The organism is Pedobacter jeongneungensis (genome assembly GCF_039538295.1).
In the GTDB taxonomy this organism is placed as follows: Bacteria; Bacteroidota; Bacteroidia; order Sphingobacteriales; family Sphingobacteriaceae; genus Pedobacter; species Pedobacter jeongneungensis.
In genome coordinates, this window is record NZ_BAABBY010000015.1 from 26294 (window position 1) to 51977 (window position 25684).

20 protein-coding genes are annotated in these 25684 nt (G+C 40.7%); 10 read left to right on the top strand and 10 right to left on the bottom strand.

Going from position 1 to position 25684, the window contains the following annotated elements:
• The first annotated feature begins 188 nt into the window (after positions 1-188).
• Positions 189-938: a sulfite exporter TauE/SafE family protein gene (locus tag ABD769_RS22725; RefSeq protein ID WP_344853647.1), complete on the top strand. Its 750-nt coding sequence runs from the start codon at positions 189-191 to the stop codon at positions 936-938.
• 808 nt (positions 939-1746) lie between these two features.
• Here the strand turns inward: ABD769_RS22725 and ABD769_RS22730 are convergent.
• Entirely contained in the window at positions 1747-2061 is a 315-nt protein-coding gene (locus tag ABD769_RS22730; RefSeq protein WP_344853648.1) for a hypothetical protein, read from the bottom strand.
• 395 nt (positions 2062-2456) lie between these two features.
• On the opposite strand from ABD769_RS22730, the gene ABD769_RS22735 reads away from it, so the two are divergent.
• The 3 genes from ABD769_RS22735 to ABD769_RS22745 all read left to right on the top strand — a co-directional run bounded on the left by ABD769_RS22735 (position 2457) and on the right by ABD769_RS22745 (position 7251).
• On the top strand, positions 2457-3002 hold the full coding sequence (locus ABD769_RS22735; protein WP_344853649.1) for a Crp/Fnr family transcriptional regulator: 546 nt from the start codon (positions 2457-2459) through the stop codon (positions 3000-3002).
• Between the two features lie 557 nt (positions 3003-3559).
• Entirely contained in the window at positions 3560-6286 is a 2727-nt protein-coding gene (locus ABD769_RS22740) for a DEAD/DEAH box helicase family protein (RefSeq protein ID WP_344853650.1), read from the top strand.
• Positions 6287-6291: 5 nt separating this feature from the next.
• On the top strand, positions 6292-7251 hold the full coding sequence (locus ABD769_RS22745; RefSeq protein WP_344853651.1) for a DNA-methyltransferase: 960 nt from the start codon (positions 6292-6294) through the stop codon (positions 7249-7251).
• A 37-nt stretch (positions 7252-7288) separates the two neighbouring features.
• Here the strand turns inward: ABD769_RS22745 and ABD769_RS22750 are convergent, their stop codons facing one another.
• Positions 7289-8260 carry an adenine-specific methyltransferase EcoRI family protein gene (locus ABD769_RS22750; protein ID WP_344853652.1) on the bottom strand — a complete coding sequence of 324 codons (972 nt, stop codon included), beginning with the start codon at positions 8258-8260 and terminating at the stop codon, positions 7289-7291.
• 696 nt (positions 8261-8956) lie between these two features.
• On the opposite strand from ABD769_RS22750, the gene ABD769_RS22755 reads away from it, so the two are divergent.
• From ABD769_RS22755 to ABD769_RS22765, 3 genes are all read left to right on the top strand, one after another.
• Positions 8957-11593 (top strand): AAA family ATPase, encoded by a 2637-nt coding sequence (locus ABD769_RS22755; RefSeq protein WP_344853653.1) that lies wholly within the window; start codon positions 8957-8959, stop codon positions 11591-11593.
• Positions 11574-12644 carry a hypothetical protein gene (locus ABD769_RS22760; RefSeq protein WP_344853655.1) on the top strand — a complete coding sequence of 357 codons (1071 nt, stop codon included), beginning with the start codon at positions 11574-11576 and terminating at the stop codon, positions 12642-12644. Before ABD769_RS22755 ends, ABD769_RS22760 begins: the two co-directional genes overlap by 20 nt.
• Positions 12645-12772: 128 nt before the next feature.
• The gene (locus tag ABD769_RS22765) at positions 12773-12943 is read left to right on the top strand and encodes a hypothetical protein (protein ID WP_344853656.1); all 171 of its coding nucleotides are present in this window, start codon (positions 12773-12775) and stop codon (positions 12941-12943) included.
• Positions 12944-13498: 555 nt separating this feature from the next.
• Here the strand turns inward: ABD769_RS22765 and ABD769_RS22770 are convergent.
• The 6 genes from ABD769_RS22770 to ABD769_RS22795 form a co-directional block, all read right to left on the bottom strand.
• Positions 13499-14080: a hypothetical protein gene (locus ABD769_RS22770; RefSeq protein ID WP_344853657.1), complete on the bottom strand. Its 582-nt coding sequence runs from the start codon at positions 14078-14080 to the stop codon at positions 13499-13501.
• The gene (locus ABD769_RS22775; protein ID WP_344853658.1) at positions 14077-15264 is read right to left on the bottom strand and encodes an AAA family ATPase; all 1188 of its coding nucleotides are present in this window, start codon (positions 15262-15264) and stop codon (positions 14077-14079) included. Before ABD769_RS22775 ends, ABD769_RS22770 begins: the two co-directional genes overlap by 4 nt.
• 377 nt (positions 15265-15641) lie before the next feature.
• Entirely contained in the window at positions 15642-16193 is a 552-nt protein-coding gene (locus ABD769_RS22780) for a hypothetical protein (protein ID WP_344853659.1), read from the bottom strand.
• Positions 16194-16225: 32 nt separating this feature from the next.
• A complete protein-coding gene (locus ABD769_RS22785) occupies positions 16226-16729 on the bottom strand; it encodes a hypothetical protein (protein ID WP_344853660.1) in 504 nt (167 codons plus the stop codon).
• Positions 16730-16885: 156 nt separating this feature from the next.
• The gene (locus ABD769_RS22790; RefSeq protein WP_344853661.1) at positions 16886-19000 is read right to left on the bottom strand and encodes a hypothetical protein; all 2115 of its coding nucleotides are present in this window, start codon (positions 18998-19000) and stop codon (positions 16886-16888) included.
• Positions 19001-19260: 260 nt separating this feature from the next.
• Positions 19261-21138: an NACHT domain-containing protein gene (locus ABD769_RS22795; RefSeq protein WP_344853662.1), complete on the bottom strand. Its 1878-nt coding sequence runs from the start codon at positions 21136-21138 to the stop codon at positions 19261-19263.
• A gap of 411 nt (positions 21139-21549) precedes the next feature.
• Between ABD769_RS22795 and ABD769_RS22800 the strand changes: the two genes are divergently transcribed.
• Positions 21550-22008 carry a MauE/DoxX family redox-associated membrane protein gene (locus ABD769_RS22800; protein ID WP_344853663.1) on the top strand — a complete coding sequence of 153 codons (459 nt, stop codon included), beginning with the start codon at positions 21550-21552 and terminating at the stop codon, positions 22006-22008.
• A gap of 511 nt (positions 22009-22519) precedes the next feature.
• Here ABD769_RS22800 and ABD769_RS22805 read toward each other — a convergent pair.
• Together ABD769_RS22805 and ABD769_RS22810 are read right to left on the bottom strand one after the other, a co-directional pair.
• Complete coding sequence (locus ABD769_RS22805; RefSeq protein ID WP_344853664.1) at positions 22520-23662, bottom strand: sensor histidine kinase; 1143 nt, start codon at positions 23660-23662, stop codon at positions 22520-22522.
• 176 nt (positions 23663-23838) lie between these two features.
• Positions 23839-24579 carry a LytR/AlgR family response regulator transcription factor gene (locus tag ABD769_RS22810; RefSeq protein ID WP_344853665.1) on the bottom strand — a complete coding sequence of 247 codons (741 nt, stop codon included), beginning with the start codon at positions 24577-24579 and terminating at the stop codon, positions 23839-23841.
• A gap of 122 nt (positions 24580-24701) precedes the next feature.
• Between ABD769_RS22810 and ABD769_RS22815 the strand changes: the two genes are divergently transcribed.
• Both ABD769_RS22815 and ABD769_RS22820 read left to right on the top strand, forming a co-directional pair.
• Positions 24702-25196, top strand: coding sequence for a ParB N-terminal domain-containing protein (locus ABD769_RS22815; protein WP_344853666.1), 495 nt, complete (start codon positions 24702-24704; stop codon positions 25194-25196).
• Complete coding sequence (locus ABD769_RS22820; RefSeq protein WP_344853667.1) at positions 25178-25606, top strand: hypothetical protein; 429 nt, start codon at positions 25178-25180, stop codon at positions 25604-25606. Before ABD769_RS22815 ends, ABD769_RS22820 begins: the two co-directional genes overlap by 19 nt.
• Positions 25607-25684: the final 78 nt, after the last annotated feature.

The following is a 25684-nucleotide window of genomic DNA, read 5'->3' on the forward strand; positions in this document are numbered from 1 at the left end:
TTAGCTAGGTCCGGACAGTTATAGACCAGGTAAAAACACGATTTCAGGGGGGCATGGGCAAACTATTCTGCATCCGGGAATTGTATTTTCAGCTTATGTAAAAACACTGTTAAGCAATGGTATTAATCGTGACTGTCGGCCTTAAAAATGAGGTTTTGAGCAGGAAAAAGCGTATTTTTAGGTGAAATATGGAGTTTATTTACATCTACGTTTTTGTAGTCAGTTTTATAGCGACGCTCGTTCGTTCGACCTTTGGTTTTGGGGAATCTTTAATTGCCGTTCCGTTTTTTATCCTTTATCTGCCAATGGATATTGCCGTGCCCTTATCTGTTCTGATATCAATTTTAGTTGCATTGGTGGTGGTCGTGCAGGACCACAAACAGATACACTTTGACAGCGCGAAGTGGCTGATTATTTTTGCTGTCCTGGGTATACCGTTTGGCCTGTTGATTTTGATCTATGGCAACGAATTCTGGGTAAAAATTGGTTTGGGGCTACTGATCATTGCCTATGCACTATATGCCATTTTCGGCAAAAACGTGCTTACCCTTAAAACAGATAATAAGTTATGGCTTTTTATCTGCGGTTTTTTGTCGGGTGTATTAGGCGGGGCATATGGCGTAAACGGACCGCCGCTTGTAGTTTACGGTAATATGCGGAACTGGAGTGCCAAACATTTCAGGGCAACGCTCCAGGTGTATTTCCTGCCGGTAAGTTTTATCGGTTCGCTCGGGTATTTTGCAAAGGGATTGATTACCCTGGAAGTCCTGAAATATTTCCTGGTCTCCCTGCCTGCGGTATTTCCTGCGATATTTCTAGGCCGCTACCTTAACCATAACATTAGCGGTAACTCTTTTTTTAAGTATGTCTATTTCGGACTTATCCTGATCGGCATCTTTTTGATCGTTAATACATTATTGCCTTTGTATTCGCTATAGAAGTGATTCATGCCACCTTTTTCTGCAGTTCCAGATCTTCAGCGATGAAATATTCTATGGCTTTTATGGGATCTGGCTGTCCATGGCAGAATAAACGATAAGCAACTGATCCCAATATCCGCCCGATTTACTGAAGTGGTGTAGCTACTGGCAGGCGCGTAAAGTATTTGCGAATATTGCAGAAGGCCTGGCGGTAGAGAGTGCCTGCCAAGCGCTGCACTGGTTCCGGTAAATATGTTTCATCGTATTTGTTTTATTCGCAATACCGGAACCGTGGGAGCTGAATGTCCCGGTAGTGGTTTTAACGGGTACAGGTATCCCTTGACTGGGGCCTGTACCTTTTTTTTATTGCTGGTGCATTGCGATGTTTTTTTTACTGGCTCATCAGTTGTTAATTATTGATGTTTAATTTTTGATGCCAGGTGTAGGTACCCGGTTCATATAAGAGGCTATATTTTCTTCATAGGTAGCAATTTTAGTTTAGGCGGCGCGAGGCCGTTTTGGTTTGAGGTACAGGGATTTGGTGAAGTCCCTGTACCGTTCTTTGGACTGGATAGTGTGGTGGGGATAGGAAAAGGACTTTTCATAGAAAGAGGAATAGTTAATGATCAGCAGGGCAGGCTTCGGATGGAGGTGCCCTGCTTTGTGACTGGGAATATGGATAACGCTACGGTGTCGATCCCTTATGATGTTTTAGCTTGTTTTTTCTACCAGGCATTGTACTTGGTTCCTATATAGTGTACAAAAACAGGTTGCGGCATGGTGTAATCTTATTATGTATTTATAACACCAACTGTCTCACTGGATGTTAATCTGGTTCCGGCCTGTTCTGCTGCTGGTTTTTAACTTCAGTTTCAACACGTATAGTCGTAAACATGCTCTTCATGGTATCTTTTATTCCAGAAGACAAGAGGAATTCCATAGGACCGTCGGCTATTACATGTTCAAATATCAGTAGCTCTTCACCCGGTAAAAATTTGTATACCTGTTTTTCATTATGTTTTGTGATTAGTACATGGTAATAATCAGAATCTTTATCAATTTGGTGAACTTGCCCTAAATTGATCAGATAATTTCCAGCCTTAAGGTCTTTGGCTTTGACCTGTTTTAAATTTTCAGTCATGGTTATGGTTGTTCTCGCGGATTGATTGTTGCCTGATTCAATATTACCCAAATTAACTGAACAATGAAACTATGTTTTTGTATCGGTTATTATGTCTCTTTCTTTTCTTTGATCGTTTAATCTATTTGTAAGTGGTTGGCATTTCTGTGAACGGATTTTGCAGGATATTGGAAAACTAAAAGTTTGGGGAATGCTAGTTTGGACCCCAGAGAAATTATTGTTTAGTTATAAACCGATTCTTTCCAACTTTCGTTCTTTCCGCCGGGGAAACCGGGATACATGAGAAGGGGACTTTAGCGGTTCCCTTTTTTTGAGACGTAGTTGGACAGGATTTTAAAGGGTTCTGGAGAACCGACATCTACCGATCTATGCTCTCCAATTTACATTATCAGCACATGCTTGACAGGATGTTGCAATTTCATGCAATATCGCCGGGTTTCATTGCTTTGATGAAGCCACTCTTGGGATTGATCCATGCAGAAAAAGGAAAATTATTATTGTCCAAGGGGCAGAAGCCGACCAGGGTATGGTATATCCTGAAAGGTTTTGTAAAGGAAACCAGTTATGATTCTGGGATAGGAAGGACGAGCTGGTTTTGGGTGGAAGGGGATTTTGTATATGCGTATCCTGGGTTTTTCTCCCAGGGGACTGCCATAAATGATATTGAGGTCATTGATGATGCGGTGCTGATCGAGATCAGTTATGAAAAGTTTATGGAACTGCGGAACGGGTTTGAGGAGGTGCCGCTGTTGGTGGAAAAGATCAGGGATTATTATGATGGGCAGAGATTGGAGCATGCCTCGGATTTACTGATTTTGAAGGCTGCAGATCGGTTCAGGAAGTTTATTTTGGGAAATAAGAAACTGTTCGGGGTGGCAAAGAGGAGGGATATTGCGAGTTTTCTGGGGATCAAGGATGATAGTTTGAGGAGGTTTGGGTAGGGTATCCTAGTTGATTCTTGACCAGGTTTCAGCTTCGCTTCCTCTCGATATACTGCTTCGGGTGTGCATAAATAAATTGTTTCTCGTTTCCAGTGAGTTAACTTGCTGGACTTTGTGAATGGATAAGAAGGTGGTAGTTTTGTGTGATGAGGGTTACGGTAGTTGCTATTTTAGAGACAGCGTTTAGGCAAGAGCCAGCACTTGCAAAGATCATGAACAATAGATTGCTAACAGTCGCAAAAGAACTACAGGACCTTCATCTGTTCAGTCTTAGTGGAATAAGATCGCCAGTACATTCGCTCACTATCTACTTAAGTTATAACCAGAAATATAAAATCTGTTACCGGATGATGGATGAGGTGCCGGCAGATGTCGCATACCTGGTGGCTGAAAGATGTGGCCGCTTAGGATATATACTTGATAAGCGTATGGTAACAGCACCGAGTAAGATAGTGTGATAAGAAATAGGGGACTAGATTTTATTTGGTACTGATGAAGATTGGACCAATACTGATAGTGAGCTAAATTTCTATATTTGTGACTCAAATTACGCCCAAATGATAGAAATAGCTGAAAACCCGGAAGAGCTGAACTTTTCCAATCCATTTGCAGATAGAGACAGTGTTAGCCTTGAAGAATACCTAGAAGTGTTCAAAACCAGGATTAATCAAGAGAGTGAACGACTATTTATTACTGAGTTTATTTTTCCGTTATTGGGGACTGAAAATATTAAGTATGTTATTCCGCAATATCCTTTTCTGGATTCTGAGGGCAGAAGCAGACGCATAGATTTCGCCATCCGTTATCAGGGCCGAAAAATTGCCCTCGAGATTGATGGGGAAAGCTACCACAGTGAAGGAGTGGTATCAAGGGAGGCTTTTGATGACGGACTGAACCGTCAAAACGAGATTTTAGGTGCAGGTTGGTCACTCTTGCGCTATTCCTATACACAGCTTCAATCCCCAGAGTGGCGCAGCAGGGTATCCGCTTCGCTATTTTCACTTTTTAGAAAGCAAGCTGCTGGGCTTTTAAACCAGCAACTCATTGAGCCCAACTACCTGCAGAAAACGGTACTTGAATCACTGGCTTACTACCGCTCAAAAGGTTGGAAAAAAGGTATAGTGATATTGCCAACCGGAACAGGAAAGACTTTTTTGTCTGCTTTTGATAGTTTAAATGCCCCAGGCCGGATTTTGTTTATTGTGCATCGTTTGGCCATACTCATGCAAGCCAAGGAAGCATTTGAAAAGATTTATCCTCAGAGCACTATTGGGCTATTGACGGGTGAGGAGAGGGAAAATGTTGAAGACAGTAAAATCCTTTTTGCTTCCAAGGATAGCCTGCGTTCACCTAATGTTTTGGCGCAGTTGGCCTCTGATGCTTTTGATTACATCATCGTTGATGAAGTTCACCACGGACAGGCACCGTCCTATCAGCTGGTTTTAGATCATTTTCAACCCGGCGTGTTTATGCTTGGACTTACCGCTACACCAGATAGGCTAGACCGGAAAGATATTTTTGAGCTCTTCGACTACCAGAAAGTTTTTGAATACAGCTTGAATGATGCTATCGAGAACGGGTTTCTTGTACCCTATACCTATTACGGATTAAAAGATAATATCGATTATACTAATATTCGCTACAATGGTAACAAATACAGTGTTGCGGATCTGGACCGAAATCTCATTATTCAGGAACGTAATGAACGTATTTTTGAAGAATATTTGTTAAAAGGCCTTGGTAACAAAGCACTTGGCTTCTGTATCTCCATCAAACACGCAGAGGCTATGGCAGCATTTTTCAACAAAAAGGGTATTCCTAGCTGCTCAATTACCTCTACAAGCCCAGACCGTGAAGAACTTATTAAAGGGTTCAGGTCTGGAGAGTACCATGTGGCTTTCACTGTTGACCTTTTCAACGAAGGCATCGATTTCCCGGACTTAAGAGTACTCCTTTTTTTAAGGCCTACTGAATCTAAAACAGTTTTTTTTCAACAACTCGGCCGGGGACTTCGTCTTTGCGGAGGAAAAAGTGAGGTGGTTATTATTGATTTCATTGGAAATTATAAAAAGGCGAATCAAGTCCGCAAATTCTTGTCCGGCAGCACTAATGGGGAAGGAGACACGCAGGGAAATAACACCAAGGATGCAAAGAACCTATATGAATACAATCCGAAATGTACTGTGATTTTTGAGGCTGAAGTGGAGCAAATACTCGACGCACAGGATGCTGCCGCACGGGAAATCACAAAGGAAGATCTAATCGAAGCTTACTATCAGCTTAGTGAACAGCTGGGACGTAAACCGAGTCAAGGGGATATTAACGGCCAAGGGATGTACCGGATAGGAAAATACCAAAGCGTGTTTGGCTCCTGGAGCCGTTTCTTAAAAGAAATTGGTGAACATACGGAGTTTAGTTATCATTTCCCGCAAGGCACTCACCTTGGGCATATATTGTATGTTTTAAAGTCAGTGGGCGATGGAAATATTGAACAGACCAGATTCAAGGCCGAAAACGTCCGGTTTTCCGGCGGATATGACAGCGGAGTAGCAGGAAATTTTCAACGTAAAGTAAAGTACATGCTTCAGGCTGGTATGGAGATGGGCCTACTCACTGACTTTCGCGAACAGGCGCTTAACACTGACTTCCAGCTCAGTTTAACAACCAAAGGCCAGAGAGCCTATGAAATTCTTAAACCCCTACTAAAGGCTGAGAATCTAGGCTTTGATCCCGGAGATGTGTTTTCTTGGGCGATGCCGATTGAGTCCACCGTTAATTCCAAAATATGGACCCTTATCCAGGCTAACCAGGACGGACGGGCGCATCTACGGAGTATCTTACTCGAGATGGATGCCGTTGGGCTCCTTTTAAGATACCTTTATACTATTCAGCGAAAAGCTGAGGTGCTGAAGTCCTCAATTTATGACGATTTTTTTCAGGCACCGTTTGTTAAAGACTATCTGGACCGGCACGGACTTGAGGTACCAACCAGAGATGTTATCATTAGGCGGATTCCCTTTTTGCTGAATATCCTTAGCGCACTGGGTATCATTAGCCAAAGTAGCTCAGCAATTCAAATTCAAGGATTTATTCCCTCGAATGGTGTGATTAGGCTTGCTCAGCAAGAAAGCCCTCAGATGCTCCAGTCAAGAAGAGAAAAGCTGCTCCACTTTGCCCAAACAGGGGAAATAATCCTAGAGGAGGAAGAATTATCTCAGTTGCGTGAAAACTTTGGAAGAGATTTTCTACGTCCAGAATATTTTTTAAAAATAGAAAACCTTTAATACTTTTGGCTAACAAATCACACTTTAATCACGCCCACAGGGCGATGAATGCGCTGAAGAAAAGTGGAAAGAAGCATCGTGCAGATATCCAGCCTATAGGGGTCGAGAAAACCATACACGCGCTTTTTATCCAAGATGCGGTTGAATTTTTAAAGACGTTGCCCGATCAGAGCGTACAACTGGTTTTGATCGATCCTCCCTATAATCTGGATTTGGATTATTGGGACACTTTTGATAATTATCTCCAGTGGGCTAAACAATGGCTTGATGAGCTTTATAGGGTAATGGCAGCAAATGCTAACTGCGTTATTTTTGGTGGTTTCCAGTATCAGGATTTAAAGAAAGGGGATCTGTTGGAGATCCTGCATTATACCCGCCATCAGACTAAACTCAGATTTACTAACCTGATTATCTGGTACTATAAAAATGGTATGAGCGCCCACCGGTTTTTTGCCAACCGGCACGAGGAGGCGGTCTGGCTTACCAAAAGCAAAGACTATTATTTCGATTTGGATTCCGTAAGAGTACCTTATGACGAAGCCTCAAAAAAACTGGCACTTCGCGACAAGCGTCTTGTACCAGAAAATATCGAGAAAGGTAAAAATCCAACCAATGTATGGGAAATTGGCCGCTTGAATGGTAATTCCACTGAGCGGGTAGGGCATCCCACCCAAAAGCCTCTTGAAATTGTTCGTCGTTTTATACGTTCGCTCAGTGCACCAGGCGCTATCGTTCTAGATTTTTTTGCCGGTTCCGGCACTACAGGCAGGGCATGCCTGGAAGAGGGAAGGCATTCCATTTTGGTTGATTCAGAAGAAAAGTTAGTTGCGTATTTCGATGCCCATCTGAAACAGATCCCCGACTCCGAACCGATATTGCCTTATGAAATTTTTGTCAATCACCCACTAGAGGATGTATTGAAAGAAATGAATCTGCAATATAATAGTTTGGCAAAAAGGGACTAAGTCTTCCATGTTTTAGTCACGAATGTCTTATTATTTTTTATTTTGTGCCTAGGCGCTTATTCCGGATAAGTATCCTGAAATATGGGCTTTTGCCATTTATGCGTAAATCCCGGTCATCATCTCCTTTTCTGAACTTAATCAGCTCGAACTGGTCAGGGTTAAATTTGTGTAGAAAAGTTATCGGAACACCCATCGCTCCACCAAAATCCATAGGGATATCTTGGGTTTTATTTACATTAATCCCATCATAATTATCATAACTAGGGTAGGCGGTTTCATTCCCATAATACTTTTTACTTAGCACGATATCCTCATGTCTTTTCGCATTATCCAAATTAGTCAGCCATAAACAATTATTGGGTGAAATTATCCGGTTGCCAAGTCCGTCGATTCTAGCCTCTGTACCGTATAGTTCATAGTGTGCAGGTACAATAAAGCCAGATATACCACGGCCTAGATGGATGCCTAACCAGGTTTTGTTTTGTTGGATGAGCTTAAAGATTTCCTTATAGGTTATCGCATTAATATTTGCAATGACTAAAAACTTTTTATTGAAACTAATTAGCTGGTCTATGTAGGCGCGAAAAAGAGAAAAAGGCGGATTGGTGACAACGATATCAGCCTGATTTAGCAAATCAATACTCTCCTGACTACGAAAGTCTCCATTGCCGCGAAAATGGGTAATCACGGATTCTGCAGGTTCTCCTGCCTCCCTGACAGTATATTCGAGCCCATACGCGATCTCCTGTGATTGACCCGGCTCCTGATCGTCATGCTTATAGCAAGCAGTAATCAGCTTTTTTAAACCTAGCGAGCTGAAATTGTCTGCGAAGTAATTAAAAAAGTTACTCGACTTGGGATCATCGCAGTTACAATAGACAACTTTGTCTTTGAAATGACTGGTGTAATGTTGTAGTTCCTGCTCGATGTCAGCACGAAGGGTGTAGAATTCATCCTTTTTATTCTTTTTAGCGTTTTTCAATAAGGAATGCTCTACGTTTCTGGCCATCTTCAGTTTTTTAAAGGTTGCGAATTTAGTTTTTTTTTACCGCTGAATGGACTGTTTTAGCTTTTTTTGAAAAATAAGTTCAGCGCTATTATTGTAAGTAGCATCAACAGGCGATGGATTTTTAGCAACATTTAGTGCATCAAGTGGTTGGATATTACAAACATCATACTGATAAACCCTTGTCTGTAAAGGTACATGAAAAACTCGATATATGCTAAAAAAATTAGTATTTTTTTGAGCCAAATCTGAATTGTTGAAGGTAGATGAATAATGCGGGATAAAATGAAAAGAGTTTTACTAATGTTGTCAAGGATTTAATTGATAGTGAGACATAGGCTGTACTAAAAATTAAGGACAGCTGACATGAAAAATTTTGTAGTTGTATGTTGATTCTGCTTACGGTGCCCCAGATCATTAAAGACCCAGATCACCCCGATTGGCGTGACCCATAGGGGGCGCGCCTCCGCGATATCTCCCTGCGGAGGATGCAGATGCAACCGCTCACACTGCTTTTGATTATATGTTTAGTGTTTTATCTTGTTTCTTGATATTTCTGGCAGATGATAGGATGCAGCATGTCGATTTATCCCTAAATACATTAATCGTGTTAGGATTAAAACTCATCTCATGTTTGACAAGTTTACTATCTTAGCGCCATTGGGCCATGTCCAAAAAACATAAATAAAACGACTCTCTATGGCAGTAAAATGGAATATTGTTTATCGCGAATTGGCCGAAGCATTTGCGGCATTTAGAAATAAGCACGGAAAGGAGGCAGGCGCTGAAATTTACAGGAGATTAAACCGTGATGAGCGTTTCCAGATGAGTAACCAATGGTTTTATAAATACAGTAATTATGACGAACAGTACATAGACCCGGTCATTCTATTTTCCAGTCTAAATTCATCTAAAGCCAAGTTAGAAAACAGATTGATCAGAATTAACCATCTTTGCCGTATTTTTCTAGAAAAAGCTTACAGCGAAGTGGATTTCATTGGATGTCCCACACCGATTACCATAGATTTGATGTCGGTTAGGAATAAATCTACTCAGGAGACACTATGGTCGATTTTTGAAAACATCATGAAATTTGGGCAGTCGTTTTTAGACCAAGATATCTTTGACAAACTGAAGTATGTCCGGGGGATGGACACTGTTTCGTTTACAATATTTTTATTTTGGATTGATGCTGAGCACTTTTTACCGCTGGATAAGCACACAGTTGGGTATTTGATCCAGTTAGGCAAAATGGATAAGATACCTGCAGGCTATAAAGACTATTGGGCAATTCTAAACAATCTGGAGATGTCATTCATCGAGGTCGCCGAGGTTGCTTACAAAATTTCTACTGGGCAAACTGACCCTGAGTTCCATTCGCCAATTGAGGACTCTGAAAAGGACATGGGCCGGCCAGTCGGAAATTTCCGTTTACTCGGGGTGAGACCGATGGCTGGATTGAGGGAAGACGTTATCAAGGTACTCGAAGTGGATAAACCATACACGTTTTACAATGCATTCGATCTAACTGATTTCAATACTATCACCTATCGCCCTGAGTTAGATGTTCAACTTTATTCGACCAGGGAGATGAAGATAAATATTTCATCAATTGTCGGTAAGAACGGGAGGGGTAAGAGTACCCTAACCGAATTGATCTATAGGGCAATTAATGTCCTTGCCGAAGCACATGGGAATATATATACGGAACTTGAAAAGATTCCCGAACTCAATCTTGAACTCTACTATTTAAGTGATTTTCTTTACTGTATCCGGTTTATAAACAGTAATGTCCGGATATTTAGGTACGAGCAGGTAGATAATACTTTTATCAATCCCTCAATTGTGCCGATTGAGCAATTTGACCTTGGTCAGCTCTTTTATACTATTGCAATAAACTATTCCCTCTATGGGCTTAACAGTGCCAACATTGGCCGTTGGATTAAGTCTCTTTTTGTAAAAAATGATGGTTATCAAGTTCCCATTGTGATGAACCCATATCGGGATAGAGGGAATATAGACGTGAATGTAGAACAGATTTTGACCCGGCAAAGGCTGATGGTCAATCTACTTTTGCCCTTTACAGAAGGAGAAGGGCAATTTGACTTAAGAAAGCTTACTGATAAGGCGTCTGCAGTCTCAGTGAGCTATAAACTCAACCAGACAAAATTCAAGAACCTTTATAGCTATAAAAAAAGACCAAACCTGTCAGAAACCATAACAGTTGGATTTGACCGGGCTTCGGGATATTATCTAGAGATCTTAGATTATGTATGTAAGAAGTTTGACTTGGATAATGGGCTCATACCGCGGGATATTACTCGTTTGAATACCCTGGTTGATTATGCGTTCGGATATATCCTTCAAAAGCTAATCAACATATCCAGAAGCTACGGCTATGGCTATTTCGACACTGAGTCCGGCGAGTTTTCAGATTATACAACGTTTATTGACCAGCTGTCTGGTAATTATAGCCACATTACCAATAAGCTACGACAGGCCATAAATTTTATTAAGTATGATCATGTGAGGTCATTTTTACCGGAAAATAGGCTACCTGATAACGTGCCGATCTCTATAAGTGAACTTTCCAGTCAAATTGAAAAAACAATTGGAAATGCTGAGGACTCACAGCTCGATACCATCCAAATGGTTCCTCCAGCTTTTTTGGTTCCAAAAATTATACTCGATAACGGCAGTGACCTGGATGACCTAAGTTCAGGTGAAAAGCAGCGTATTTATGCAATAAATTCATTAATCTACCACCTTTATAACTTAAATTCGGTCAGTGTAGAGGAGGATTTGGTAACCTATCGGTATGTTAATATTATCTTTGATGAAATTGAACTTTATTTCCATCCGGAAATGCAGCAGGATTTTATAAATTACCTGCTATTATATCTGGAAAGGATAAATTTGGATAGGATTGCTGCCATTAACATTCTTATAGTGACACATTCCCCATTTATCCTTTCAGACATCCCTAGTACCAATATTCTTTTCTTGGGCAAAACAGACCAGCATATTCGCACTTTTGGATCAAACATCCACGACCTGTTGGCGAATAGCTTCTTTATGGAGGCTTTTATGGGTAATTATGTTAAGAAGATCATTGGTGAACTTGCCGATTATTTGAATCCAAAGGTTAAAGATCCTGATGGATGGTCAGAAGCAAAATCCCTGATTACCATTGATCAGATTGGAGAACCCCTGATCCAAAGGAGGCTTAAAGAAATGCATTTTGCAAGATTCAAACAAAACATAAACAGGCAAGAACAGATAGCAAAATTAGAAGAAGAACTATTCAGGTTAAGACGTGAGACAAATACTCAATAATCAGCAGCTAAAGGATAGGGTCAAAGATTTTAATGAAAATCTTTTCCGAACCGGAAGGGAGGATGATTTCGAAATGCCTTACCAGCGCTTGCGAACGCTCAATAAACATGTTCGTTTTAATACGGCAGATTATGGCGGAATACAGATAGGTAGGCTTTTCAGATACATCAAAAAAATCAGAAAGCATTATTTAAGGATTCTTAATGCTGATGATGACGAAATTACCAAACTGATTTCCGAGTTTAACAGCATCATACCAAGTGACCGGATCAACGAGAAGTTTTGGAAAGATGTCGTGCGCGCAATGCGTTACAATGCGCTGCGCGATCAGGAGTTCTTAAAGATCCTGCGTCCCTTGGGAATAAAAACATGCGTATACTGCCATTCTCAGCTTACCTTGGTGGTAAAAAAGAAAATTGCAAAAATAAGGAATGAGGCCAGGCAGGTCAATGTGGGAGATGTACTTCAATGGAAAGGGCTTTTGGAACTTGATCACCGCTATCCGAAATCGGAATTCCCGTTTCTTTGTACATCATTTTTTAATCTTTATCCGATCTGCGGTTCTTGCAATAAGGCGAAAAGCGATAACCCTTCAGGGTTTACACTATACCATACTGGGCCATTATTAAATGTTTTTCGCTTTGTGCTAGCTGACAATGCGGTGGTGCAGTACCTTAATGACAAAGATCCCGAAAAAATCAAAATTACTTTTAGCCACGTAGATCCTGGAGTACCGGAAAATGAAAAGCTAGCCAGCGATTATGACAAGATGTTCAGTATATCCGGAATATATGGTGCTCAAGTTGATGTTGTTGAGGAGCTTATTCATAAGCAGCAGGTATACACAAAACATTATAATAAAGCGCTGCTCGATGATTTTGCAAGCCTGTTTCCGGACCAGGGAATGTTTACAAGACTGGTAATTGGTACTTATGAAAAAGAGGATGATATTTTTAGGCGTCCCCTGACAAAGTTTATACAGGACATTGCCAGAGATATACAACTCATTGACGAGCATGGAAATCTTTGTCAGATGCCTGAAGAAGATTGAGCAGGGGCAAACTGAAGACGGTTCAATAACGCAAGTTCCTATTTATGTGTATTTTGCTTTTTGATAGTTAATATCTTTATTATTGCCAATTTGTAGATTATATTTAGTACCAAATTATAATCTTAATTATGCCTCAATTTAAATTTAACACGATCTCAAGAACCGATATTGAGAATAGCCTTGCCGGTGCCCAGATGATCTATGCTATTGACTATGATGGGCCTGAAAAACTGCTGGTTACAGGTTGTGCAAGAAGTGGAAAAACGACTGTTAGTTTGATGCGTGCAGGGTCTGTTTAGGATGAGTTGCAGGTTTTTCATGGACTGAGGTTTGCTATAGGATGCAAAGCAGGGCGGTATTCAATAGCTGTGAGGATTTTTGTCTGACGATAAGCGATTGGAGTATAATTTTTAAGCGTTTTTTTTTGGGGGCTTGCCCCTAACGGGTCGCGTTTTCCGCTGTATCTTTTGTTTCAAAAGGATGCCGCTGCAACCGCTCACGCGTTTGTTGAAAAGGGCTGTAATTTCTGAGGATTGCCATATCTGTCTGGGAATTAATCAGGGAAATTTTCGAAAGGTGAGTTCGGATTTACTAAGCTAAGAATATATAATGTTTTTTATTATAGTCTTTGACTATTCTGGCGTACCAACAACTCTCTTTCACTTATTCATTGAGCAAAATGATTGGATGTTGATTGCCTTGAAGCTATTGCAGAAGAAATTCCTTCCTCTATTGACGACAATTGCTCAATCTGTTTTGCAGAAGTTATGAAATATAAATGAAAGAACTCGCCCTTTAAACATATGAAGTCTATTCATCTATTTCTTGTTTTTATCAGAGAAATAAGTAGTGTGCTATGACCTTTCCTTTGAAAGTTTTTCATCAAGATTTTTAATGAAGGTGCGGAAGGGCGAACAGTTTTTGCTAACTTTTTCAAAGTCAAGATCTCCGAAAATATCCCTGCAATGAGACTCTTGATATTTTTTCTTTGATTTCGCAGTTTCTTTCATCAGAAAACCTTTCGGGTCTTTAATCATAACAGGATCACCCTTGAAATTACAGTTAACATTATAAAGCCTGTTAAAAGTTTCAATATCTCCCAATATCAGACACTCTAGTTCCCATATATTGAGTAATAGAATCCCTTGTCCGTTGATTCTAGCATCCAAGGTAGTGAACCACTTATTTTTTGCCTCAAACTTGGCCTTTTCAGAAGAAAAACCATCAAGATCCCTAACATAAATGATAAATTCACATTCCTTATCCTTAAAGTCAATAGGAAGTGTCTTCAGTATTTTCGGGCTATCTAATTGGCAGCCGCGCAGCCGTTTTGCCAGAGAGTGGAACCTGATTTTTTCTGCATACTTCTTAGAAAGTAGCTTGCTTATCGCAACCGTATCATTAGGGTCTTCCCCCACAAGTCCTACATTGATCATTCCTCAAGATCTGACATTAGCCAATAATCACTCAGGAATCCTACCTGCTCGATATACTCCTGCGCCTTTCTCGTCTCTCTGGCATTGAGGTGCCGGATTTGGGTTCCCAATTCCTTATCGTAACTTGCAATAAGGATTTTGTCCAGTTCATCAATGTCCAGATGGTCTAGTGATTTTGGAGAATGTGTTGAAAGTATAATTTGAGTCTGTGACGATTGTTCCTTGATGAAATCCAATAACAGGTTAAATTGGTGGGGATGGATACCAAGCTCCGGCTCCTCTAATAAAGCAATTCCACCGGGAATTGACATCACCTCGGTAATCACATAAAATAGCCGCTTGGAACCATCGGATAATTGTGACCAAGGCACCCACATATCATTGATAAGAAAATCTATTTTTATATTTTCTATAACAATCCTATCTTCAAGTTTATAGATATTTAGGTTACTATTGACTCGTACATCCTGGATAGGGGAATATCGTTGAAGACAATCGAGTATATAACCTCTAATGGTCAATGCATCAATGATCTTGTCTTTTGTGATCCCGAAAAACTCCGACTCCAGATCATATTCTATAGTAAATTCGGCATCAAACACCATATCCTCAAGGAAGGTCAGTGTTGTTAGTGTACCCCAGATTAAACTTTCATCCTCTAAATAAATCTCGAGCGTGCCTGGATGCTCAATACATTCTAAGTCTTCAGGAAGGTTAAACGTGATATAGTGGGAAAGTGGATAATCATAACCTAACACTCGGAATTTACTCGGTATGGACATTCTACCTGTAAACTTTTTTCCCCTGAACACATTTCCCGTCTCATCCTCCGATCTGGAGTCGAATACCAGTTCATCATTCAGGGTTATACGGTGGTTCATCACATATCGGTCTTTATTCACAAGTTCTTTCAAAGAGTCTGCCCTGAGGATTTCCCGTTCATATTCTACGGTTATTATATCCCCATTCTCTGCGGTGTAATAACATTTGACGTACCTGTAGACTTTTTGGAGTGCACGCCAGCTGACTGCGTCAGAAACAAATTCCAAAAAGTTAGACTTTCCGGCGCCATTTTTTCCGATTAGGATATTCAAGTCACCTGAAAAATCGACCGTGAGGTCATCAATGGATTTGAAACCCTTTAAGTGAACTTTCGTGAGCTTTACATTGAAACTGTTTGGCATATCTGCTTTTTATGTGGTAGCACGCAAATGTAAGGGTTTTCTTTAATCTTGGTTCACATTAAACTTGAAATATTAGCGTTTTTGTTAAAATTGGGATAAAACTAATTTTAACATGTGTTGGCCACGATCTGCGTGGTCGATGGCAACACCTAAATCAGCATCCTTGCCCGAACTGCAGGTTATTTTCTATATTCACCTCTGATTAATGCCAACACCAATGAAATACATTATTACGCTTTTACTGTCCGTGATTTTATGCTGCACAGGGGCAACAGACGATTTCTTCCCCGCAGATTTGTATCACGAAGAGATAGGTCGATTATCAATAGCGCAAGTTTATCCCCTTTCGTTAAAAGTATAATTTAGGCACGATAAAACTAATTTCGAGTGGCACTATCTTTCCGATCAACATGGGAAAGTACATAATAAATATTGCCCCGATAGGTTTTTTCAAGGGCAATGCCGACCGAAATCCTTTTTATGCCAACCTCCCATGTGCAGGATTCAAATACATTGCCGTTCAACATTTTTTGCTGGACAGGGTAACCCCGATCTTTCTTTGGCTCCCCATAGGTACTCATGAAATACTGCTTGATCAGATCCATCCTTTCAAATAGCCTGTTATCGAATTTTTGGTTATCGAAAGTCGCCTTATCGATCATGTATACTTTTTCGAGCCCTCCCTCGCTATCAAAATAAGAGCTAACGATATATTTATTTCCATCCAGGTCAACCAGGGAATCCGGGAACAGGAGATTGAATTCCTTTTCTGAAATCCCGAAATTGGCCTTGCCGATTGCTATCTTTTCAGTTGCCCTGATCAGACTATCTGTGAGTATTTTGTTTTCATTACGACCAGTCTGAAAGCAGGAAGAAAGAATAGCCAGCAGGCAGATTAAAGCTAAAGTATAAATGGATCTGTTTTTCATTTGACTAAAGATATGTTGCAAGAATACGGATTTTACCACTCCCGCCACTCTTCGGTGATGTCCTCATCAATCGTATTGTAGCCTTTGCGGCTTGAGGCCAGGATGATGATTTCCGCTATCTTTTCGCGTTCGCTCGTTTCGATAAGTGTTCCCTCCGTTTTGCCGTTTAACGCATTGAGGTTGACTACAGTCGTCTTAACCATTTCCATGCCCTGTTCTTTGTTTTGGGAAGCATTTATATCCACTAGGTACACTTTGAGTATCTTTTCACAGCTATCGATGTCATCCATCGTGTATGGAGGCTCCGCGCTTTTCATATATGATATCATTGAGTTCTTTAACTCGCTGAGCATCTTATCAAGGTCCTCTTGTGCGGGCTTTGCAGAAGCTTTTGGAGAGGTCTGGGTACTATCCATGGATGTTGGTCTTTCCTGTTCCTGAGTGTTTTTTTTGTGCTGCTGGGCGCAGGCTGGTAAGCTTAGGGCTGAACCGGTCAGAACACAGAAAAAATAAAGCAGAGGGCGTTTGGTTTTCATATGCGAAGATAATCATTTACTAAAGACTGGAAATGCTGGATTTTTATCATGATTGTTTTGGGCGTGCCCCTAAGGGTCGCGTCTTCCGCTGTATCTTTTGTTCCAAAAGGATGCCGCTGCAACCGCTCACGCGCTGGCGATAAGGAGTGTATCCCGCTAGTCCTTGAACCTGATCAGGTCCGGCCTACCATAGTGGCTATAATACATAAATTCCATATTTGTGTCTTCTAATGTTAACTTGATTTTGTCCGAGAGCCTAATTCCTTGATTTATGAGATCGTTGAATACTCCTGCTCTATCTTCAAACCTGTGAAGGCGCTCTAAAATGCTGATAAATTTTCTCTCCTCCTCTTCCGTGAGTTCCCGGTTTAATTTTTGATAACATTTTAACCGTGCTTCCCAGATTAGCGACGTTCGTATTGAAAAACTTAAAAAATGAAGCCAATTACCAGATACCCGCCGTTCATTGGCAGAATTCAAAAGTGCAAGCATCCGCAAATAGATAAATGTACCCTTTAGCATGTCAAGGGGTAAAAAGGTTCCAGTAACGCTAAGTGCACCGGATTGGAAGAAGGCATCGTGTAGTTTTTCGATGTTGTCATAGTTCGGGTTTGTATTGCAGGATGCCAAATAAACGATTGGAGCGGCGATCTGGTGCTCAACAATCTGTCGGGGATAAATTTGCTTTCCTCCAATTTGAAGGTAACAGTTTGCTGTCGCTGCATCATAATTGCAGTGGCAGTCAAAAATTAATATTTGCGGACGGTGCGTCTGAATATGTTTTTTAATTTCGGTTGCATCTCCAGCAAAGGCTATCTTAAACCCATGGTTTTTCTGATATAACATGGCCATATTATAGGAATCCTTGAAATCTGTCATATCCTCATCAAAAGAACTGAAAATAACAAGCGTATTGCTCACTGTCTTTGAACCAAGCGTGAGAACGATCTTGCTGTAGGCAGAATAATTGTTGAGCAACCCTTGCATATTGGAGGTCTGAATTCTACATACATCACAAAGGAATCCAAGGGGAACGCCATGCACGAGCATCCATTCGATTGGGAGATCCGAAATAGCCAAAATTTGGCCGTTTCTTTTACTCAGGTATTTTTCAAGCTCGGGCTTAAGATAAACCTCCTGTAGTTTTCTCCCTAGTTTTAATATTGGTTTATGTCTTGTTTTACTCGTACGGATACCATTTTTCTGCCCCAAACCGAAATGGGAGAGTTCGAGGTTGACTATGGAGCTTCTTATCGGAAAACGTATCGACGGTGAAAACATAAATGTCGAATGGAGATGGCAGATTCCATCAATGTTTTCCAATTGTGTTTTAATCATAAAATTTGCGGTTTCATCCCGGAATTCTTCGTCAACTATAACATTTTTTACTTTCTTTACCGTGAACACATAGTCATCCTGCTGTTCGGCCAGAAGGATCTGCCGGATTGATTCATCATTTCCATGATCAAGCATTTTCTTGAAAAGGGGGTTATGGTAAGGAAAAACTAGGATTAGTGTTGGTAGTGCCCAACGCTCATTGATCTGATTGTCTTTTCCCCATTCCAGATGTATACCGTCGAGTTCAGTTACAGATTCGAGAATCATTTCCTGTCGGTTCTCTAATGGGGCTTTACCCCAATCAAAATGGTGAGAAAGGAAACTTAAGCCTTCTGAAATATTAATGTTGAGAACATTAGACACTAAAGGGCGAAATTCATAATAACCATCTACATTTGATATAGATTCAGGAATGGTTAATCGTATGTTTTTTAGCAATCTATTGCTTTTGCCTACCTGTTTAGCCAATTTAGTTGCATCACGTCGCAGCAGTGCGAAGAAATCGGGGTAATCCATGAAATATTTTTGTTCTCTTTCAATATTAACTAGTTCGTTATTGGCATATAAAGAGTAGTAAAAATGTTCAATTTTAGATTTTTTCAGCCTTGATATTATAATTGGGAGCTCCGCCTGACATTCTTTGCTAAAAAAAAATACACATACCCGATCAAGCATTTTCATTGCAGTAAAGAAATGGTCTTCCCATTTTTTGTCCATCAGATCCGATACACTAAATAGAAGTACCTGCATCCCACTAGGATCATGGGTTTTGACATAGTTGAAATAATCGAAATTTAATCTAAACTGCAAAAGATCTTGTGGATAGTAACGGAGCTTGTCGAGGATGCGTTGCTCGAAATTGTAATTTGCGGTGATGATGTTGTCCGCTTCCGTTTTTTGGACAATTATATACTGTATTTTAGTTCTACTCATAAATGACCTATATTTTGTCCTTGATATGGTTTAGTGGTAGGTTGCCTGATGTTTTTTGATATCGGACATGCTCTGACTAAGATTTGTTTTATCCAAGTAATATACCGACAGGTTATAGGTTCAGCAGCTCTTTGGGTAAAAAGAATAAAAACATGAACGCATTTTTATCTGTCATTTTAGAATTTCTGAGGTGACCTTTTAATAGAGTAGTTCCCGTTTCTATCTTCCCGATTATCTGGGATGACACAAACATTTAAAACCTATCTGTTGTGAGTATTAAGGAGTTCATCGAGCTCGCTGCTTACCTGAAGCTGACCAGGCAGATAACCTCTTCGATCTACTGCTACGTTAAGTTCTTTATACTCGTAGGAAATATTGCCAATATAGTCAACCTGCTTTTTGTATTTTCTAAAGAACGCTGGAAAACATATTTTGATATTTGTACCGTGGATTAGCGCCTTTAAAGAATCTAAAAATATAGAATATGGCTGATCATGAATTTTATTTAGAAAGAAGGCCAGTACTATGGGGTCATCCGAAAAATCAGGTTTCTCATCAATTAACCTATTTAAGAAAACTGACCAAAAAGGATCTTTGAATTCTGCTTTTTTGATTAAAAAAGTCTGAAAGAAAACATTAGGTGAACCAGACAAAGCGATAGCTATCGCCGTTTCATTGGGCAATGCTTTCATAATTTCGATATCCGGTAAGCCAGCCATTGAAAAGAGGTACTTTCCAGTTAGAAATTCCTGGAGAGACTTATGTGAAAATTGAAAGCTATCAAATCCGTTTTGGATTATGATTCCACTATGGCTCTCGATTTCGTTGACTACTTTTTTTGCCTGATTCGCTGGTAGATTGTGTCGTCTATAAATTTTACCGTAACACTCCTTTAAATCTCCACTCGAAAATACAGTTAATTTCATCTCATAGCTGAAAAGAAAAGATAAGTGTGACAGAAATTCTTTTTTCTTCTCAATGTAAAAATCTGCATAGGCAGAAGGACGGACAATTCCACGTTGTTCATCCCATAGCTCCAATAATAACTGGATAACAAGATCGTAAATATACCGTGGTTTTGCCGGGATCATTTTTCTTCGCTCATAAATTGCACAGAGGTGGGAGAGTGTCAATGGGCGTAAAGTGGTATCATAGTATGGAGAGCTCTTGATTTTCTCATAGAGATTCCTGGCCTCTGTTTTATTGTTTAGCCAATTGTGTGTCAACTTCAAAATCTGTGCATCGTTCAAAGGGCATATTTCAAAGGTATGGGTATTTGTTAGACTGAGATTGAAATCCCCATTTCTCGATGTAAGTATAAATTTTGAATTTTTAAGGCCTAATGCCAGCGCCTCGAAATCTCTTTCAATCAATGATTTAAGTTCCATGTCGGGAATTTCATCAAAACCATCAAATATTGCAAGAATCCGCCCTTGCTCTAGAAACTCGATTACAGCGAGTTTCATCAACTGAATATTTTGATTGAAAACTTTTGTGATCTTACTTTCTGGATATTTTATAACAATGCCGAAAGCGTCAATCAATATCGCGAAAAGGTTTCGCCGCTCTGGATCTTCATAACTTGTATAATCAAGTTCCCTAAATCTAATTAGTATTGGACAGGAAAATTTTCCCTCGCTTGGCTCGAACAACAGCGAGTTACAAATGTTTTTGATGAGTGTTGTTTTTCCAGCACCAGGTCCACCATAAATCAAAATATTTTTGTTTAAATACTTTTTTATTCGTGAACTTTTTATTGTTTCCAATTCTTCGTCAGCACTATATCTATGTCTCAAAGGAGAAAGAAACAGATCAATGTCTACAAAAATCTTTTCAAGATCCCTTGATCTTTTGGATAAGTTGAAGTTGATTTCTTTACTCCATATGGATGCAGCGTTCAGATTTGCAACCACATGTTGCATTACAATATCTTCAGATACTGATAGGTCATATGTTTTTAAAAAAGTTTCGTATTCGTCAGGGGGTGGGCCGCTAAGTTTCTCCACATTTGACAAATGGGTATTAAATAAATGCTTTGTTTTTTGAACACCTTTATCTAAGATTTTTTCGACTATGTAGTCAGTTACAACCCCTTTTAGGTCAAGGCTTTTCAAAAGCTCAATACTGGATTCTAGCATGTATGGTTGGTTTTCAGTTTGGTTTGTGATATTGTTAGAGATCTGCTCTCTTCTTCTGCCAACTAAATTAACTTATAAGATTGCATTATTGCAATCAGGCTTTTGGTTTCGGAGTTTTTCGCCTCGTGATAAATCGCCAACGATTGAGAGAATAGGAATATACATAATTTAGATATTAGTTTTCTAAGCTATACATAATTTCAACAATTTCAAAAGTAGGTTTTATGCCATATTCCTTATTTTGAAAGAAAGACGTGCTAGTTGAACGATAAGGTTGTGGATAAGGTAAGTACCAACTTTTTGCCGCAAACTTTTTTCATTTCCTGACATTTGTCGGAAAATCCCTGCTTTATTCCCTACAGATTTGTATCAGGAATCCATCATAGGTACCCCTAACCAAATCTATAAACCATGAAAAACACAATCCTGCTGTTGGGAGAAAATACCGGACTCATCCCACAACCAATTTCCAAAGCTGAAAAACGCCGGATGATCACACTTGAAGCCATGACCTGTCTATTGGTACTCTTGTGGCTTTATACCGGCCTTGATAAACTGGTAGACTATAAATCCTACTGGCACAGCATGTACCTGCAGATTTTTCCCAGATCGGTCCTGAAAATAATGGTGCCAGCCGTTCCGATCGTTGAACTTGGCGCAGGACTGTTATTTTTTCGCCCGAAATGGCGCGAGTATGCCTACGTCAGCTCGCTGCTGCTTTTGGTCAGTTTTACCATATACGTCGCACTTATTTATTTCGGATATTTTCCCAAGCGCCCCTGTGCCTGTGCCGGCCTTTTTGAAAAAATGAGCTGGGGCAGCACCTTATTGTCAATACCTGTCTGTCTATTATTGCGTTCTCGGCACTGACGCTTCATCTGAAAAGAAAGGAGGCATCAGGCACAGCATAAACCATAAAATAAACCAAAGGGCAGCAGCTGGCCGATGGCAACCTTAAACGGCCAAATGGCCAACAGAATATAAACATAACCTTAAAAACCAAACTTTTTCGTCCGCTTTTTCAATAGCAAACAAGCGGTCCATATTATGAAATTTTCAAAAATCAAATCTGTATTGTTTACTGCACTTGTTGCAGTTGTATTGGTAGTTGGTGGCAGTGCTTTCACATCTGTTTGTTTTTAATTGGTCTAATACCGGTGCTAGATGCGATGTTTGTTCATGAGTCTTCTGATTTATTCTAATTTTTTCGGCGTGTCCATGAGGGACCGCGTCTTTCGCTGTATCTTTTGTTCCAAAAGGATGCCGCTGCACCCGCTCACGCGCTATTGATAATGCCCAAAATCACTTTTAATAATCACCGTTGATTTGACTTGTCCTTTATATTGTGCTTGTTGGCTTACCTATATTGGAGGGCATTGAACTACCTTTCTGACAATCTGATACTGATCTGCACGTTAAAGTAATCATCCTTTATGCCATAGCTGATCTCCGAACGCTCACCGTAGGTGTGGGACAGCCGTTTTTCAATATTCTTGAGGCCGGTGTGGAAGCCGCTGTCGTTAAGCCCGGTATTGATCAGGTTTACCGTTTCGACCCTAAGCAAGCCTTCATTTATCGCGAGGTTTATCCTGCCCGGATCATTGGGTATGCTCAGGTTGCCGTGCTTGACCATGTTCTCCGTCAAGCTGAGGAGTACCAGGGGGATAATGGCAGTTTTTTCCACCCCTTCATCATAGCTGAAGTCGATAAAAAGATTAGGCTGCTTGATCCTGCTGAGTTGCAGAAGGTGTTCTACCTGTCTGATCTCGGCCTCTAGCGGCATCAGTTCCGGACCATGTTCACATTCCAGTGCATAACGCATCAGTTTGGTCAGGTACCTTACCGCCTCGGCCGAACGAGGTTCTGTTCTGTGGGTACTGTTATAGATGTAGGTGAGGGTATTGAAAAGAAAGTGAGGGTTGATCTGAGATTTCAGGTTTGCATTCCTGGCCTCGGCAAGTTCGAGCATTGTTTGTTTTTCCCTGATTGTTTTCGCTGCTGCATCCTTTTCGAGTTCTGCTGTCCGCCCTGCCTGCCTGATGTATTCGCTGAAGAAATAGTAGGCGGTAGAGAAGAGCATAAAATATATTGCCCTCCAGAAAGTTGCAAAAACGAATTTCCAATTACTCGCAAGGCCTGCGAGGGATATGGCCTTTGCCGGTGTAGGAGTCAGGTGGCTGGCCAGGTTATTCAGCAATAGATAAATAATCAGCTCAGCTAATACCAACGGAAAAAGCAGAAAGCGATAATGTCCGGCTAGCGGTAGCAGTCTGCGTAGCATTGACCAATGGAAATAGAAAAGTCCGATGTTGATCGCATAATGGGTTATATAAACAGATAAAGGTAGTGGTGATTTTACCGTCAGGGCTACCACAAGGTTTTCGTAAACTATAAATATCAGCCAGCCCAGAATATGCCAGCGGCTGGTTTTAAGCCATTTTTTCATTTTGTTACTTGAGTTAAAGATCCATTTTACCACGGGCGGGAGGCGCTTGGCGTAAGTTGCTCTTTTTGCCTTTTTCATCGGGCTAGTTTTCCTCCATGAAAAGAATTAACGACATAAAATCCAGCAGGAAAACCGTGTTCATTTTCCGCAGGCAGACCAGCAGCGGTAATGTTCCCGAGACCAGTGATCCGACTACAACTACGATAACCATTATCACAACTGTCACCACTCAGTCAGACAGGGTAGCGGGTAGCCTAAAGCCGCTTTGAGGTCAGGGTATCCTTTGATACCTCATCCATAAAGGCCTGTTTGTACTGCGGGGTCATGAGCACTTCATATTTCCCGAGATCGATCGTATGCCCGTTGATCTCCCGTACAAACCGGGTGTTGATGATATAGGATTTATGTACCCTATAAAAATAGCGGTCAGTGTCCAAAAGCTCCTCCATTTCCTTTATGGTCATGTAGACCGAATAGTCATTTTCGGGCGTATAGATGTGCACATGGTTATTGGAACCCTGTAAATAGATGATATCTTTTTTCAATACTTTGATCAGTTTGCCGCGTTCCCCGTTAGTGCGCAGAAAGAATGCCTTGCGGTTGCCCCGTACCAGTATCTGGCTGTCATAGTATTCACTGATGACCTCGTTCACCACTTCCGCAAAATCTCCGATGTTGAATGGTTTTAACAGGTAGTGTTTCGCGCGGACCTTGAATGCGGCGATCGCATGTTCGGCATGTGAGGTAGTGAAGATGATCTTGTGGGGGCTGTACTTCAGGTTGTCAGCCAGCCTGAGGCCGGTCATGGACGGCATATCGATATCCATAAAGATCAGCTGCCTGTCGGGCTCCCCGCTGATCTCGCTCAGTGCCTCTACCGGGTTTGTAAATGTCCTATGGACCTTGAGCCTGGGCATTTCCGAGGCGAAGTCTTCCAGAATGTTGATCGCGGTAAGTTCATCATCTATAAAGATGCACGAAATAGGGTTTTTCATGAGGATATGTTTTGGTTAGATAAAAGCAATTTAGCAATAATATTCCAAATGGGAATAATGGTGCCGGTAATGGATGTAATGAATGTGGCGTGCAAGAGGCAGAAAACTTAATTATGGTTGTGATGTCTGGCACTTCTATAATTTACGTATATTATGTTTTTTCGTTTTTGGCTGTCTCGGCGGGAAGAAATGCGTTCAGTTTCAATAACTCCCCAATATGGAACTCTACCAACACCAGCTATGCGGTTGGTAGTGAGGGGCTCCAGAGAGCAATTGATCCTAAGACGATATCTGAGACAATAGATGGATTCAACGTAGCAGCATCAAAGGCCAATCCTATCTATAAAGCAAAGGTTGATGAATACCTTGCAGAGTTTAACAGCGCGGATTTCAAGCTCACTCCTAAGCTCGGAGGAGGAGGTTTTGTGTATAATGATGTTGTTACAATGACCGAAGGGCATCATCGGCTTGTCGCAGCCGCCATAAAAGGCATGCAGACAGGTGATTATACTATTTTTGAGTATATTATCAATAATTCCCGTTTAACATTTGCAAATCCTGCCAGCTATAATATTACCAGTTCTACATTTCCAACAACATGGACATTATTCAAATAAACGAGTTACAACTAGATCTGAACTCGGCACTAAGTGCCGGGTTCGAAATTTCCCCCGCGGAGGTTTTTGATCTAAAATATAATCCCGATGTAACCGAAGCGGTAAAAAGAACCCTTTTTATAGGTTTCCCGAATAACTTTCCTATGGCAGCTAATGTCAGCCCCAGTGAGATTGCCGACCTTAAGAAAAGACTGAATGCTAACCTCGCAGTAAATATACTCCACATCATTACCTGCAGTCTCGCCAATTTTGACTGCTTTGTTGTCCTCACTGTCGGGATTGATGTGGCAGGCCGCGGATTTCTGGACGGTTTACCTGTCCTTTTTACAAAGCTTAATAAGAGAATACTGTTGGTCGATATCAAGCAAGGGCCAATTGATTGGGCAATTAATCGCAAAGGGAATACTTAAAATTTGCCGGATGGGACCGGCTCTGGAAAAAAGTTTTTTTCTTTACAAGGTGGTGAATTTGCAATATTTCAATCTATA